12 protein-coding genes and 1 pseudogene are annotated in these 15,213 nt (G+C 71.6%); 7 read left to right on the top strand and 6 right to left on the bottom strand.

The features are described 5' to 3' along the window. Nucleotides 1-3: 3 nt before the first annotated feature. Nucleotides 4-1,044: a CBM35 domain-containing protein gene (locus tag ACZ7LS_RS25275; RefSeq protein ID WP_382877326.1), complete on the bottom strand. Its 1,041-nt coding sequence runs from the start codon at nt 1,042-1,044 to the stop codon at nt 4-6. Nucleotides 1,045-1,265: 221 nt separating this feature from the next. Further along, nucleotides 1,266-2,987, bottom strand: coding sequence for a diguanylate cyclase CdgB (gene cdgB, locus ACZ7LS_RS25270; RefSeq protein ID WP_385135037.1), 1,722 nt, complete (start codon nt 2,985-2,987; stop codon nt 1,266-1,268). 455 nt (nt 2,988-3,442) lie between these two features. On the opposite strand from cdgB, the gene ACZ7LS_RS25265 reads away from it, so the two are divergent. Both ACZ7LS_RS25265 and ACZ7LS_RS25260 read left to right on the top strand, forming a co-directional pair. Beyond that, on the top strand, nt 3,443-4,018 hold the full coding sequence (locus ACZ7LS_RS25265) for a flavin reductase family protein (RefSeq protein ID WP_382530419.1): 576 nt from the start codon (nt 3,443-3,445) through the stop codon (nt 4,016-4,018). Nucleotides 4,019-4,028: 10 nt separating this feature from the next. Then, a pseudogene (locus ACZ7LS_RS25260) lies at nt 4,029-4,410 on the top strand (hypothetical protein). Between the two features lie 39 nt (nt 4,411-4,449). Here ACZ7LS_RS25260 and arfB read toward each other — a convergent pair. Continuing rightward, the gene (gene arfB / locus ACZ7LS_RS25255) at nt 4,450-4,881 is read right to left on the bottom strand and encodes an alternative ribosome rescue aminoacyl-tRNA hydrolase ArfB (protein WP_129767119.1); all 432 of its coding nucleotides are present in this window, start codon (nt 4,879-4,881) and stop codon (nt 4,450-4,452) included. A 177-nt stretch (nt 4,882-5,058) separates the two neighbouring features. On the opposite strand from arfB, the gene ACZ7LS_RS25250 reads away from it, so the two are divergent. Next, nucleotides 5,059-5,634 carry a TerD family protein gene (locus tag ACZ7LS_RS25250; protein WP_365977698.1) on the top strand — a complete coding sequence of 192 codons (576 nt, stop codon included), beginning with the start codon at nt 5,059-5,061 and terminating at the stop codon, nt 5,632-5,634. A gap of 1,478 nt (nt 5,635-7,112) precedes the next feature. Here ACZ7LS_RS25250 and ACZ7LS_RS25245 read toward each other — a convergent pair. Continuing rightward, complete coding sequence (locus ACZ7LS_RS25245) at nt 7,113-8,417, bottom strand: M1 family metallopeptidase (RefSeq protein WP_382666849.1); 1,305 nt, start codon at nt 8,415-8,417, stop codon at nt 7,113-7,115. 440 nt (nt 8,418-8,857) lie between these two features. Here ACZ7LS_RS25245 and ACZ7LS_RS25240 point away from each other — a divergent pair, with 440 nt between their 5' ends. Next, entirely contained in the window at nt 8,858-9,355 is a 498-nt protein-coding gene (locus ACZ7LS_RS25240; RefSeq protein WP_129767122.1) for a hypothetical protein, read from the top strand. 307 nt (nt 9,356-9,662) lie between these two features. Here the strand turns inward: ACZ7LS_RS25240 and ACZ7LS_RS25235 are convergent, their stop codons facing one another. Further along, nucleotides 9,663-10,343 (bottom strand): pentapeptide repeat-containing protein, encoded by a 681-nt coding sequence (locus ACZ7LS_RS25235; RefSeq protein WP_385135034.1) that lies wholly within the window; start codon nt 10,341-10,343, stop codon nt 9,663-9,665. 101 nt (nt 10,344-10,444) lie between these two features. Between ACZ7LS_RS25235 and ACZ7LS_RS25230 the strand changes: the two genes are divergently transcribed. The 3 genes from ACZ7LS_RS25230 to ACZ7LS_RS25220 all read left to right on the top strand — a co-directional run bounded on the left by ACZ7LS_RS25230 (nt 10,445) and on the right by ACZ7LS_RS25220 (nt 14,648). Beyond that, entirely contained in the window at nt 10,445-11,632 is a 1,188-nt protein-coding gene (locus tag ACZ7LS_RS25230; RefSeq protein ID WP_385135032.1) for an FAD-dependent oxidoreductase, read from the top strand. Between the two features lie 167 nt (nt 11,633-11,799). Next, entirely contained in the window at nt 11,800-12,810 is a 1,011-nt protein-coding gene (locus ACZ7LS_RS25225; RefSeq protein WP_382877213.1) for a zinc-binding dehydrogenase, read from the top strand. 242 nt (nt 12,811-13,052) lie between these two features. After that, nucleotides 13,053-14,648, top strand: a complete 1,596-nt coding sequence (locus ACZ7LS_RS25220) for an MFS transporter (RefSeq protein ID WP_385135030.1) — start codon at nt 13,053-13,055, stop codon at nt 14,646-14,648. Between the two features lie 70 nt (nt 14,649-14,718). Here ACZ7LS_RS25220 and ACZ7LS_RS25215 read toward each other — a convergent pair whose 3' ends face one another. Next, nucleotides 14,719-15,201, bottom strand: a complete 483-nt coding sequence (locus ACZ7LS_RS25215) for a GNAT family N-acetyltransferase (protein WP_382524055.1) — start codon at nt 15,199-15,201, stop codon at nt 14,719-14,721. Nucleotides 15,202-15,213: the final 12 nt, after the last annotated feature.

Genomic DNA, 15,213 nt, shown 5'->3' with positions numbered 1-15,213 from the left:
TCACTACCCCTTGGGGGGCGTGACCTCCAGCCAGTCGAGGATGGCGTCGCACTGGTTGCCCTGCTCGCAGGAGATCTTGAGGGTGTTCTTGCCCTTCTTGAGCTCCACCGGCGCCCATGTGGTCTGCCAGTTCTTCGACCAGTCGGGGTCGTCGGAGCTGATGAAGTTCTTCAGCCCGAGCGGGGAGTTGTTCGCCTTGCCGTTGACGGTCAGGGTGGCGTTGGCGTCCTTGGCGGGTATGGCGTAGCGCACGGACAGCGCGTACGAGCCGGCCTTCTCGATGTCGGCGGTCCAGGTCACCGAGGCGCCGACGGCGTTGAAGCCGGTCACATACGAACCGTTGGTGCCCTGGGCGCCCTCGATGTCCGTCGCGAGGGCGGCGGGCGGGCCCAGCTGGAGGGTCGCCGCGTCCTGCTTGGGGAGGCCGATCCCGTCGGGCGACGTCTCGTCCTTGCCGCTCGCCCCGTCGGTGGGCTGCTGCGACTGCCCGGCCGAGGGGGCCGGGCCGCCGGACGGGGTCGCGTCGGCGTTGGCGTTCTTGTCGTCACCGTTGTTGAGCAGCGCCACCGTGATACCGATCACGACCACCGCGACGACGGCGATCGCGCCGATCAGCAGGCCCTTGGTGTTGGGGCCGCTGCCGCGTCCGCCGCCGCGCTGGGCCGGCACCTGACGGGTGGTGGCACCGCCGGGGTGGGTCTCGGGGGCCGCGTAGTGCGGGTTCTGCTGCTGGCCGTACGGCGCCTGGCCATAGGGCGCCTGCTGCTGGCCGTAGGGAGCCTGCCCGGCCTGGCCGTACTGCGGCTGCTGACCGTACTGCGGCTGCTGCGGCGGGGCCGCCTGCTGCTGGCCGTACTGGCGCTCGCCGACCGTCCTGACCTGGTTGTACGACGTCCTGGGCACGCCAGGCTGCGCGGCCGGACCGGGGTAGCCGTAGCCGCCTTGGCGTCGCTGATTGGCGCCCGCCGCCTGTCCGTCCTCGTACAGATAGCCGAACGGATCGTCGTCCTCGGGCGTGCTAGCGCCGTTGTTCCCGGCCGTCATCCCTGGTCACTCCTTACCATCTCGCCAGCGTCGCCGACCGGCCGAGCCTACCTCGAATGGGCAAGGCCACGGACGGGCCTTGAGGGGTGTCAGCCAGTCTGCGCCTCGTGGATGAACAACGGATCGCGGACATGTCGCAGCCCTGTCCCGAACGCTCCGGAACACGGCTCCCCGATCCGTCCCGAGGGCCCGTCCCGTTCCGTGGGCCCTTCCGAGAGCGCCTACCCCGCACGCCGGTGAACCTTGCTCCGCGATCGCTTCTCGATATACATCCGCTGGTCAGCGGATTGCAGTACTTCCTCCACCGACATCCCGCAGCTCGCCCAGCTGATGCCGAAACTCGCCCCGACCCGGACCGCCCGGCCGTCGACCCTGATCGGCGGAATGATCGCGTTCCGCAGCCGTACGGCGAGATCGGCGGCGTCCGCCGAACCGAGCCCGTCCGCGAGAACGACGAATTCGTCACCCCCGAGGCGCGCGACGGTGTCCCCGTCCCGTACGCCCGTGGTCAGCCGGCGCGCGACCTCGATCAGCACCGCGTCGCCGGTGTTGTGGCCGAACCGGTCGTTGATGGACTTGAAGCCGTCGAGGTCGCAGAAGAGGACCGCGAGGCCCTTCGTGCCGTCGTCGGTCTCGGGGTCGTCGCCGGGCGCGACCATGTGCACATGGTGGTCGAGGGGCACGCCGCCGACCGCGGGGACGACGGAGCGTCCGCCGACCGGCCGGCCCCCGCGCTCCTCGTACTGGTCGTAGCCGTCATAGCCGTCGTACGCGTCGTACCCGGGCTCGTACAGGACGGTGCCCTCGTACCCCCCGTACGCCGCGTCCAGCGCCTCGACCGCGGTCTCGCGCATCGCGTGGGGCCGTGAACAGAGCCGGGCGCTGAGGCGGGAGCGCAGCTCGGCGCTGTTCGGCAGGCCGGTGAGCGAGTCGTGCGAGGCGCGGTGCGCGAGCTGGAGCTCGCGGCTCTTGCGCTCCTCGATGTCCTCGACGTGGGTGAGCAGGAAGCGCGGGCCGTCGGCGGTGTCGGCGACCACGGAGTTGCGCAGCGAGACCCAGACGTACGTGCCGTCGCGCCGCAGCAGCCGCAGTTCGGCGCGACCGCCCTCGGCGGAGGTGCGCAGAAGGGTCCCGATGTCCTCGGGGTGGACCAGATCGGAGAACGAGTGGCGGCGCATCGCGGAGGCCGGGCGGCCCAGCAGCCGGCAGAGCGCGTCATTGGTCCGCAGCAGCCGGCCGTGCTGGTCGCCACCCATCTCCGCGATGGCCATCCCGCTGGGCGCGTACTCGAACGCCTGACGGAAGGATTCCTCACTGGCCCGCAGCGCCTGCTGCTCCCGCTCCAGGCGCACCAGGGCCCGCTGCATATTTGCTCGGAGGCGAGCGTTACTGATCGCAATGGCGGCCTGGGACGCGTACATCTGGAGCGCTTCCTGCCCCCAGGGGCCCGGACGGCGCCCGCCGCGCGGCCGGTCGACGGAGATGACACCGAGCAGCTCGCTCCCGCCACCGGAGGCGTACATCGGGGCGTAGAGCCGGTCCTGCGGATGCCACTCGTCCTCGAAACGGGGATCGGGACCCTCGGTGTACCACTGCGGAACGTCGTCCTCCAGCAGCACCCAGCCCTCGGTGTGCGGTATGAAGCGCAGCTCACCCCAGCTCTCGCCCATCAGCAGCCGCCGCTCCCAGGAGGCCCGGGAGCCGACCCGGCCGGTGATCAGGGCTTCCGCGGCGGCGCTCCCGGCGAAGGCGGCGACGACGAGGTCGCCGTCGGCCTGGACGACATTGACGCAGGCCAGTTCGTACCCGAGCCCGGAGACGACCCCGTCGGCCACGGTCTGCAGGGTGTCCGCCAAGCTGCGGGCGGTGTTGAGGCCGGCGACGGCCTCATGCAACTGCCGCAGGGTCGCAAGACGGACATACGGCTCCGACTCGGTCTCCATTGCTCGCTCTCCCCGAGACCTCGACAGCAACTCCAGGATTCTCATCGGCTCTCGTCTTGCACTGGCATCGCCACTGAATCACAGGGAGCTGCGCGCTCGGTACACAGGGTCAACAATTAGCGCACTCTGTGAGTCAAGTCACATGATCCGACCAAGAAGGGAAAACCCTGATGGGAGCGCTCCACACCTTTCGTGAACGCAAATTTTACGACGGCCCTCGGGGGACGGGGGCGGGCGGCGTTGACGGTGGGCGAGAGGGGCGGTTGCGGGGGCGGTTGCGGGGGCGGTTTCTGATGGCGGCGGCGGGCGGTTTCCGGCGGCCGCCGGACCGCGGGCCGATCCCTGGCGCTCCCCCGAAGCGCACCCGAAGCGCTCCCGTGGCGCCGCTGGTCCTAGGACCGGGCTGGTCCCCTGGCCCGATGCGGGCGTGGGCGGCCGGGGCTAGCGTCTCCTCCGTGCCCCAGACGCCCCCTGACACCCGTACCGACGCCGTCGACGCCATCCCCCATCCTGAGGGGGTGAGCAACGACGAGTTCCGCGCCGCCCTCGCCCGGCTGGCCGCGGGTGTGGTGCTGGTGACAGCGCACGAACCCCCTTTGAGCGCCACCGGACCGCGCGGCGAGGACGCCGGGATGACGGCGACCGCCTTCATGTCGGTCTCGCTGGACCCGCCGCTGGTCCTGGTCAGCGTGCGCAACGGCTCCCGCATGGACGACCTGCTCGCCGAACAGCCGCTGTGGGCGGCCTCCTTGCTCTCCGAGAGCCAGCGGCATGTCGCGGGCCGGTTCGCGATGAAGGGCCGGATCAGCGACCGGCTGCTGTTCGAGGACATCCCGTACCGCCGGGGAGAGGTGAGCGGCGCGCTGCTGATCGGGGGGTCGCTGGCGCTGCTGGAGTGCCGTACGGAACAGCGGATCGAGGCGGGTGACCACACCCTGGTCGTCGGTCGGGTGCTGACGGCGGAACTGCCGAGCGCGGAGGGCGGGCCGCTGATGTATTTCAAGGGGCGCTACCGGCAGCTGGGTTCGTAGTAATCGGCGGATGCCACCGCTGAACCCGCCTCCGCCGCCCCCACGGCTGCTCCCCCTGCTCGATCAGTTCAATTTCGCGCGGACGCGGCTCGCCGACCGTCTGGCGGGCCCTGTCGTGGACAGCGGCAACGGCACGGACGTCGAGGTCGTTCCGCTGACCGACGAGGAGTACCTCTGGGAGCCGGTGGCCGGCTGCTGGCCGGTCCGCCGCCGTACGGACGGCCCGGGGTCCGGGGCGACGCTGCTCATCGGCACGGGCGAGTGGGGGCACGACTACGCGACCGCCCCGCACCCCGCGCCGCCGCCGTTCACCACCATCGGTGTGGTGGGTCAACCAGGAACTGCTGCACCACGGGGCCGAGATCGCCCTGATACGGGACCTCTACCGCTAACGGCCGGACAGGGCCTAGGTGTATTGACGCGTAGCGGCGTCAGGTCCAGCCCCGGCCGGTACGGCCACGCTTCGTCTCCGCGCGCTGTTTCTTCTCGCGCAGCCGACGCTCGTTGATCCCGCGCGGGATCTTCGTCTTACGGCGCGGGCGCGGGGGCGGAGCGGTCGCCTCCGCCAGCAGGGAGGCGAGCCGTACGGCCGCGGTCTCGCGGTTGCGCCACTGAGAGCGGTGCTCCGACGCGCGTACGGTGATCACGCCGTCCACGAGCCGGTCCGCGAGCCGCTCCAGCGCGCGTTCCTTCCAGACCGGCGGCAGCGCTTCCGTCTTCGCGAGATCGAAGCGCAGTTCCGCCTTCGAGTCACTCGTGTTGACGTGCTGTCCGCCGGGCCCGGACGACCTTGAGAAACGCCACATCAGTTCGGCCTCCGGCAGGGAGACCGAACCACGGATGACATGAGCGGGTCCGGACATGCCCCCATGGTCCCGTGTCCGGGCCGATTCCGTCACCCTCTTTTCCCGGGCGCCGACGGCCCGGGTAAAGAAAGCAAAGAGGTGAGGAACCTCCCGGGCCTCCGCCTGCGTTATGTCGGGTGACGGTAGCTTCGGGACCACTCGAAGCCCGCACACGACAACGAAAGGGACATCCCCATGGCTGTAAGCCTGTCCAAGGGCGGCAACGTCTCGCTCACCAAGGAGGCACCGGGCCTGACAGCCGTCACGGTCGGCCTCGGCTGGGACGTCCGTACCACCACCGGCACCGACTTCGACCTCGACGCCTCGGCGATCGCGGTGAACGGAGGCGGAAAGGTCGTCTCCGACGGCCACTTCGTCTTCTTCAACAACAAGTCGACGCCGGACCAGACGATCGTCCACACGGGTGACAACCGCACGGGCGAGGGCGAGGGCGACGACGAGGCGATCAACGTCAACCTGGCGGGCCTGCCGGCCGACGTCGACAAGATCGTCTTCCCGGTCTCGATCTACGACGCCGAGTCCCGCAGCCAGAACTTCGGCCAGGTGCGGAACGCGTACATCCGCATCGTCAACCAGGCCGGCGGCACGGAGATCGCCCGCTACGACCTGAGCGAGGACGCCGCCACCGAGACCGCGATGGTCTTCGGCGAGCTGTACCGCAACGGCGCGGAGTGGAAGTTCCGCGCGGTCGGCCAGGGCTACGCCTCGGGCCTCGTGGGCATCGCCACGGACTTCGGCGTCAACCTCTGACACGAACGCCGCGCGTCTAACAGCGCGAAACGAGTGGGCCCCGGCTCCGGCCGGGGCCCACTGGTCTGCCCGCGCGGAGGCACGGGGGGCGCTGGTGGGGGGTGGGGGTGAGTGGGGGTGGGGGTGGGCTCTTCGGCTGGGGGTCAGGACCGAGGGGTAACCGTGGTGACCCGGAATTGATCATGGCGGGTTGGGGCCGCCCCTTGGGTTTCAGTTTCGCGGCTCCGGGCCGGGCGTCAAGGGCGCTCCTCCGTCGCGTCGGCTGCGCCGATTCCGCTGCGCTCCACCCTTGACCCCCGCCCCTCCACCGCAAGTGCAGCTTTGAGGGGGGGCGGCCCGGGGGGAGGGGTCCCCGGGGAAGCACCCATGTTCCCGGGCTCCGGTTGCCGACTGCCGCTCGGTGGGTGGGGGCGCAGGAGTGGAGTGGGGCGGCTCGGCACCGGCTCGGCGAGCAGGGGTGAGTGGGTAGTTGGGGCGCATGCCCCGCTGGTGAGGGCCCGTTGTCGGCTGCACCTGTAGCCCGGGGCGGACGAGACCCGCAGCTTGCTCCCTATGTCCCAGTTTGGCGGGCCTTTTGGGGAGTCCTCGGGCTGGTCATGCGTCCTGGTGCCAGCTAACCGGGCCTCATGGCGCCCCACGGCCTCCGACTGGCCCACTGTCGTCTGCTGGGGCGCGGGAGTGGTGTGGGGTGGCCCGGCACCGGCTCGGCGGGTTGACCCCGGCAGGTGGCAGGGATGCATGCCCCGCTGGTGAGGGTGTGTGGGTGGTGGGGTGGCTGTGACTCAGGGGGCGGTGAGTGGGCCCGTGAGAGGCCGTGATGTGCCGTGGTGCCAGGTTAAGTGGCCGTAGGGCGCATCACTGGTCCGAGGACCCTCCAAAAGGCCCGCCAAACTGGGACATAGGGGGCGGGTGGCCCCATCGTCCGCCTTGGGCTACAGGTGCAACCGACAACGGGCCCTCACCAGCGGGGCATGCGCCCCAACTACCCACTCACCCCTGCTCGCTGAGCCGGTGCCGGGCCGCCCCACTCCACTGCTGCGCAGACCACCCACCGGGCGGCGGTCGGCAACCGGACCCCCGCAACAAGGGAGCTTCCCCGGGGACCCCTCCCCCCGGGCCGCCCCCCCTCAAAGCAGCACTTGCGGTGGAGGGGCGGGGGTCAAGGGTGGGCGCAGCCCATCGGCTTGCCGACGCGACGAAGGAGCGCCCTTGACGCCCGACCCGGAGCCGCGACACTGAAACCCAAGGGGCGGCCCCCACCCGCCATGATCCATTCCGGCCCACCCCGGTTACCTCTTGGTCCTCACCCGCAGACAAAGAACCCTCCCGGACCAGCGGGGCATGCGCCCCAACCACCCACCCACATCAGCCCGCTTAGCCGGTGCCCCGCCGCCCCACTCCACCCCCGCGCACGCCCCTGCCCTCCCACGCAGCCCCGCAGGGCCCACCCACCGCTACTCCACTACTCCACTACTCCACTACTCCAGCGGCGGCTTCTCCTCCCCGTACAGCCAGGTGTCCCACAGGTCCCCGAGGTCGCGGCCCGACTCCCGCTCCACGTACGTCGTGAAGTCGTGGGTGTCGGCGTTGCCGTGACGGTGCGTCCGGGCCCAGCCGCGCACGAGACGGAAGAAGGCGGCGTCGCCCACGGTCTCCCGTACGCGCTGGAGCACCATGGCGCCGCGTCCGTACACCGGCGGGTCGGAGATGTTCACCGCGGCGGGCGGGCGTGCCGGCGGGAAGGACCAGTTCGCGTCGGCGTCGTACGCGTCGGTGAAGCTCTGGCGGACCGGCACCCGCTCGGTGTGTTCCGTCCAGAGCCACTCCGTGTACTCCGCGAAGCCCTCACTGAGCCACATGTCCTGCCACGACTTGGGGGTCACGGAGTTGCCGAACCACTGGTGGGCCATCTCATGGACCAGCGTCGCGACGCTGGTGGGGCCGGGGAGGAACGGCCTGTTCTGGGTCTCCAGGGCGTACCCGGAGTCGCCCGGCCGCCCGATCACCACCCCGGTCGAGGAGAAGGGGTACGGCCCAAAGGTCTTCTCCTGCCATTTCACGATCGCGGGCAGCTCCTTGAGGAGCCGCGCGCCGCTGCGGGCGGCGGTCGGGTCGACCGCCGTGAAGACGGGCACGGCCCCCTTCGTCCCCTCGGTCTGACGCGTTTTGTACGGGCCGATGGCGACCATGGCCACATAGCTCGCCATCGGCTCCGCCGAATGCCAGTCGAACGACGTGTGCCCGTCCGCCGTGCGCTCGTCGCGCAGTTCCCCGTTGGAGACGGCCTTCAGTCCCTCGGGCACGGTGATCCGGATGTCGTACGACGCCTTGTCGCTCGGGTGGTGGTTGCCCGGGAACCACGCCATCGATCCGGTCGGCTCCCCCAGCCCGACCGCGCGCTCCCCCGACCGCAGCCAGCCCTCCTCCGAGGTGTCGGGGTCGGTGATGCGCCGGGGTACGCCGGAGTAGCGGACGACCGTACGGAAGGTGGCACCCCGGCGGAGGTCGTCGCCGGGGCGCAGCGTCAGTTCCGTACCCGCGTGGTGGAACGCTGCCTTCTCGCCGTCGACGGTCACGGAGTCCACCCTCAGCCCGTCGAGATCGAGGTTGAAGGCGCTGAGGTCCTGTGTGGCGCGGGCGGTGATCTCGGCGGTGCCCTTGAGCCGGCCGGCGTCCGGCGCGTAGTCGAGGGTCAGGCCGTAGTGCTGGACGTCGTACCCGCCGTTGCCGATCCGTGGGAAGTAGGGATCGCGCAGGCTCGCGGCGCCCGGCTTGCCGTGCACGCCGCCGCCCGGCACACAGCCCCCGAGAACGAGGGCAAGGGCAGTGGTGAGTGAGAGAGCGACAGGGAGCGCGGGGGCAGGGACGGAGATGGAGGCGGGGCGGAGTGCCGGGCGCGGGTACACCCGGTGATCGTAGGCCGGGTGGCGTTGACTCGCCGGTCGGCGAGGACTCGCCGGGGCACCAGGTCGCCAGACGCCGGAACACCGGAACACCATCACCGGGTCGCCGAGCCGCCGGGCCTCAAGCCACCTGGCCACCTGGCCACCCAGCGTCGGGGCACCACGTCACCCAGCCGCCCGGCCGCCCAGCCGCCCGGCCGCCCGGCCGCCCGGCCGCCCAGCCGCCGAGAGCACCAGGTCACCACCACCCCGAGCCCCCCGCCCCGTGCTCGACCCCACCCCCACGAGGGCGCCCGGCCCGTCGTGACACCATCGGGCCCGTGCTCGACATCGGCTACTCCCTCTCCCGGCGCTTTCCCGATCCCCCGCAGACCGACTACCGCCTCGCGGACGTCCGGGCGCTGCGGCACGACCTGTTCTGCGGGGACGTCTATCTCGCGGACACCCACGCGGACCGCGAGGTGTCCACCGCCTGGGGGTGGGTACCGGTGCTCGACTTCGCCTGGGCGCTGTGCGACATCGTGGAGCAGCTCGACCGGGATCCGCGCGGCAGCCGCGCGGCCAAGCCGCAGTACGCCGAGCTGGACTTCACCGAGTCCGCCGACCGCATGCTCTTCCAGCGACGCTTCGGCTGGGTCGATGTGGAGGCCGACTGGATGCCCGGCGACGAGCCGCCGCTCACCTTCAGCCACCGTCTGCTGCGTCGTGAGGCACGCGACTTCCTGCACGATCTGATCGCGGATCTCGCCGACATGCACGAGGGCCTGGCCGACAACCCGATCGTCTGGGACCTCCAGTCCCGCTTCCCCCGCAGCTGACCGACCCACAGGCGGAGACCCCGCGGAGCCAGTCGGAGACCCCGGCGGAGAGACCCCGGCGGAGGGCCCACCGGAGACCCGGACCGCATCACCCCCACATGACGGTCACACACCCCACCCATCGAATGGTGAATCGGCAGGCGTACATCCCTCGGCACCGGGCAGACGAGGTCCTGCCGGGGCACTGCCGGGAAGCGGGCGACCGCTTCCTCCCCCCACAAAAGGCCGTGCCTCTGGAGCACCACGAAGGCCCCGACCCCATCCCCCCAGGTCGGGGCCTTCGAAGGACGGGGCGGGTCCTGAGCGGTCAGTCCTCCACCCGCACCCCGATCTGCGCCGCGAACGCCGGTGCCAGCTGCAGCAGTTGGGCCGAGTTGATGACCGCGCCCGCCAGCCGGTCCAGGCCACGCGCGATATCCAGCTCGGCGACCGTCCGCAGATCGACATCCTTCATCCGGGCACCGCTCAGATCGGCCCGTCTGAGCACACAGTCCCGGAACTCGACCCGTACCAACTCCGCTCCCCCGAAGTCCGGTTCGGACAGGACGACGCCCTCGAACACCACGTCCTTGAGCCGGGCCTTCCGGAGGTTCAGATAGTCGATCTTCCCGCCCCGGATCAGCACCCGCTCCAGCACGGCGCCGTGCAGCTGCGTCCCGCCCAGCCGTGCGTCCACGACCTCCACGTCGCGCAGCGACGCCCCGGCCAGATCCGTGCCCACCCCCCGGACACCGTTCAGTACGGAGTCGATGAACCGCGCCCGCCCCAGCGCCGTCTCGTCCAGTCCGCAGTCCCGCAGCGCGCAGTCGATGAACCGCGAGCCGGGCCCCTCCTGCCCCGACAGGTCGAGGTCCTTGAACTCCAGCCCGTCGTAATCGCCGTCCGGGTCGAGCCCGCCGCCGTACGGACTCAGCGGTGGCAGCCGTACCTCTGCCCGCCGGGCCGCCGGGACGCCGCCCGCGCCGCTCCTCGTTGTCTTCCGTGCCATGCCCCCATGGTGACGTACACCACTGACAACGCGCCGATGTCACATCCGGCTGTCCAGTTCCCGTCACAGGGGTGAGAGCGAGCGAAGGAGAGAGACAGACCATGAATCCCAGCCATCGCGTCACCGTCATCGGCGGTGGCTTCGCCGGGCTCACCGCCGCCATCAGCGCCGCCGAGTCGGGCGCCGCCGTCACCCTGTACGAGGCCCACCGCACCCTCGGCGGCCGGGGCCGCACCGCTCAGGGCCCGTACGCGGCCAACGACGGGCCGCACGCCCTCTACAGCCGCGGGCCGCACTGGGCCTGGCTGCGCCGGCGCGGCCTGCTCGGTCCGATGGCGTCCGCGCCCCTGCGCGAGAGCCACCGCTTCCGCTTCCACCGAGGCGGGGTACTGCGCAGGACCCCGCCCCTCGGGGTGTTCACCCTCGCCCGCCGCAAGGCCGAAACCGCCCCGGTGGACACCGACTTCATGACCTGGGCCACGGAACTGGCCGACGCCGGCACCGCACGCGCCGCCGCGCGCTTCGCCGCCGTCGCCGTCTTCCACCACGACCCCGGCGCGCTCTCCGCCGCCTTCGTCCAGGAGCGGCTGCGGCGCGCCACCGCCATGCCACCCGAGGCCCGCTACCCGGTCGGCGGCTGGGGCCGGTTGACCGACCGGATGGCCGCGCACGCCCGGAATCTGGGCGTACGGATCGAGACCGGCGTACGGATCGACAGCCTCCCCGAGCACGCCCCCGTGATCGTCGCGACCTCCCTGGAAGCGGCCCGCCGCCTCCTCAAGGACGACAGCCTGCGCTGGACCGGCGGCCGTACGGCGCTGCTCGATCTCGCGCTGCGTACGCGCAAGGGCGACCCGTTCATCGTCTCGGACCTCGACGCGCCGGGCTGGCTCGAACGGTTCACGGCGCAGGATCCGTCCCTCGCCCCGGCCGGTGAGCAACTGCTCCAGGGCCACTTCCCCGTCGGCCCCGACGAGTCCAGGGCCGACGGCGTCGCCCGCGCCGAGAACCTGCTCGACCTGGGGTTTCCCGGCTGGCGCGACCGTACCGCCTGGCGGCGCGATTCCCTCGCGACGGGCCGTACCGGTGCCGTCGACCCGCCCGGCACCACCTGGCGGGACCGGCCCCGTATCGACCGGGGCCAGGGCGTCTTCCTCGCGGGTGACGAGGTCGCGGCGCCCGGGGTGCTCACGGAGGTCTCGTTCAACAGCGGGATCGGCGCGGCGGCGCTGGCCGTCCAGCGGCTGTCGGCCCTCAACCGGCGCAGCACCGACGCCGACGCCGCTTGACCGCTCGGCCACCGGACCGCTCGACCACGTACCCGCCGGACCGCTCGACCACCGGACCGCTCGACCACGTACCCGCCGGACCGCTCGACCACCGGACCGCTTGACCTCAACCACGCTTGAGGTCATTGGCTGTTCCCCGTACGCCGGACAACCCCTGGGAGCCCGCCATGCACGCCATCCGCCTCCATTCCTTCGGCCCCGCCGAGAACCTCGTCCACGAGCGCACCGACGACCCCGTACCCGGCGCGGGCCAGGTCCGGATCGCCGTCGCCGCGGCCGGGGTCCATCTCCTCGACACCGCCCTGCGCGAGGGCATGCGGGGCCCGTACCCCGCCCCCACCGAACTGCCCACCATCCCGGGCCGCGAGGTGGCCGGTACGGTCGAGTCGCTCGGCGAGGGCGTGGACACGGGCTGGCTCGGCAAGCGGGTCGTCGCCCACCTCGGGATGGCCCCGGGCGGATACGCGGAGCTGGCCGTCACCGACACGGCACGGCTCCACGAGATCCCGGCCGGGCTCGACGAGGCCGAGGCCGTCGCCATGATCGGCACGGGCCGTACGACCATGGGCATCGTCCAGTTCACGGATCTCGGCCCCGACGACATCGTCCTCGTACCGGCGGCGGCGGGCGGCATCGGTACGCTCCTCGTCCAGTACGCGAAGAACGCCGGTGCCACCGTCATCGGACTGGCGGGCGGCGCGGCCAAGGTCACCCGGGTCACCGCCAACGGCGCCGACCTCGCCGTCGACTACACCCTGCCGGACTGGCCCGAGCGGGTCCGCGCCCACCTGCGCGACCGGCTGGACGGCCGGCGCGCGACCGTCGTCTTCGACTCCGTGGGCGGGGCGGCCGGGCTCGCCGCCGTCGATCTCCTCGGCAAGGGCGGCAAGCACATCGTCTTCGGCTGGTCGGGCGAGGGGCTGCGCGACGGGGAGCCGCTGACCTTCACCGATGAGGAACTGGCGGAGCGCGGCATCACTTCCGAGTCCGTCCTCGGGCCGGTGATGATCGCCAAGGCGGGCGGCGATGTCCGCGCGCTCGAACAGCGCTCACTCGCCGAGGCAGCCGCGGGCCGGCTGCGCCCCGCCGTACAGCGCTTCCCGCTGGCGGACGCGGCCTGGGCGCACCGCGCGCTGGAGACCCGCGCAACGATGGGGAAGGTCGTCCTGGAGCCGTAAGCAGCCGTCCGGAATGGGGGGAAGACCCCGTACCGGCGCCGGGACGGGGGTCCAGCGCCGGTACGGCACCCCCTCGCACTCCTCTCATGTCACCTGAGAGTGCGGGAGAAGCGAAAAGCACCGATTCGTGGTGTCCTGTGCAGAGGTTTGACGACGCGACGCGAGGGGCGATCCGGCAGAGATCCACGGTGAGGGCGGTGAGAGCTGGGTGAGAGCTGTGAGGGCGGTGAGGGACGATCTCGATGAGTGACCCGCCGGCATCCGGCGCACAGCCACCCGCACAGTCGTCCCCGCAGCCACCCGCGCAACCGCCCCCACGGCCTCCCGGCCCGCCGCCCGGCGCCGTGGTCGACCCCCACCGCTGGTGGGCCCTGGCCGTCATCGCGACGGCGCAGCTCATGGTCGTGCTCGACGCCACCATCGTGAACATCGCCCTGCCCTCCGCCCAGCGCGAACTCGGCCTCACCAACGGCAACCGGCAGTGGGTGATCACCGCCTACACCCTCGCCTTCGGCGGACTCATGCTGCTCGGCGGCAGGATCGCCGACCTCGTCGGCCGCAAACGCACCTTCATCGTCGGGCTGATCGGCTTCGCCGCCGCTTCCGCGATCGGCGGCGCGTCCACCGGCCCCGAGATGCTCTTCGCCGCCCGCGCGCTCCAGGGCGTCTTCGCCGCGCTCCTCGCCCCGTCCGCGCTCTCCCTGCTCACCACCACCTTCACCGGCGGCACCGAGCGGGCCAAGGCGTTCGGGATCTTCAGCGCCATCGCGGGCGCGGGCTCCGCCATCGGGCTGCTCGTCGGCGGCGTGCTCACCGAGTTCCTCAGCTGGCGCTGGTGCCTCTATGTCAATGTCCCGATCGCCGTGATCGCCGTCGTCGGCGCGCTCACCCTCCTCAGCGACCGGGCGGGCACCCGGGGAGCGCACCTCGACATCCCCGGCGTCGTCCTCGGCTGCGGCGGGCTCGTCGCCCTGGTCTACGGGCTCAGCGAGGCCGAGGCCGACGGCTGGACCGCCCCGCTCGTCCTGGGTCTGCTGCTCGGCGGCGTCGCGCTGCTCGGCGTCTTCACGTGGTGGCAGACCCGCTCGCCCGGCCCGCTGCTGCCGCCGCATGTCATCCGCGACCGCAACCGCGGCGGCTCGGTGCTCACCATGTGCCTGACGACCATCGGGCTGTTCGGGGCGTTCCTGTTCATGACGTACTTCTTTCAGAACATCCTCGGCTACTCACCGCTCAGAACCGGTCTCGCCTTCCTGCCGCTGACCGTCGCGATCGTCGTCGGCTCCACCCAGATCTCCGCCCGGCTGCTGCCCCGCGTACCGCCGCGGCTGCTGCTGGGCCCGGGGCTGCTGCTCGCCGCCGCCGGGCTGTACACGCTGACCTTCATCGACACCCACTCCAGCTATCCCACCCACATCCTGCCCGGCACGCTGCTGCTCGGCCTGGGGCTGGGGCTGACGTTCATGCCCGCCATCTCCACCGCCACCACGGGCGTCGCGCCGAAGGACGCGGGGGTCAGCTCCGCCACCGTCAACACGGCTCAGCAGATCGGGGGCTCCATCGGTACGGCGCTGCTCAACACCCTTGCGACAACCGCCACGGCGACGTACCTGACGAGCCATCTCGCGGCGGCGGAGCGGCAGGCGGCGCCGAAGGGAGGGCTCACGCCCGCGCGGAAGGCCGACATCGTGAACACCGGCACCGTGCACGGCTTCACCGTCGCCATGGGCTGGGCGGCCATCATTCTGGTGGTGGCGGCGGTGATCGCCGTGCTGCTCGTCAACGGCGGTTCGCCGCGCAGCAGGGAGGCGGCGGCCGAGGCGGCACCGGCCGCCTGACGCCGCCCCCGTACTCATCCGACTACGGAGCTGCCGGGCTACGGAGCTACCGGGCTACGGAGCTACCGGGCTACCGGGACGACGACGTCCCCAGCGCGCCGAGCGCCTCGTCCGTCAGCCGGAACACCGTCCACTCGTCCTGCGGCGCCGCGCCCAGCGACCGGTAGAACGCGATCGACGGCTCGTTCCAGTCCAGGACCGACCACTCCAGCCGCTCGTACCCGCGCTCCACACAGATCCGCGCCAGCTCGGTCAGCAGCGCCTTGCCGTGCCCGCCGCCGCGGCGGTCGGGGCGTACGTACAGGTCCTCCAGATAGATCCCCCGGACGCCGCGCCACGTGGAGAAGTTGAGGAACCAGAGCGCGAACCCGGCCGGCTCCCCGTCCTCCGTCTCCGCGATGTGCGCGTACGCGGCGGGCCGCTCCCCGAACAGCGCCTCGCGCAGCTGCTCCTCGGTCGCGCGCGCCTCGTCCAGGGCCTTCTCATACTCCGCCAGCTCACGGATCATCGCGTGGATCACCGGAACGTCAGCGGGTGTGGCGGTACGAATCATGGCCCCAGACTC

The organism is Streptomyces sp. NPDC039430 (genome assembly GCF_055639435.1).
The sequence above is the reverse complement of the archived record's forward strand: the minus strand, read 5'-3'. Positions and strand labels throughout refer to the sequence as shown.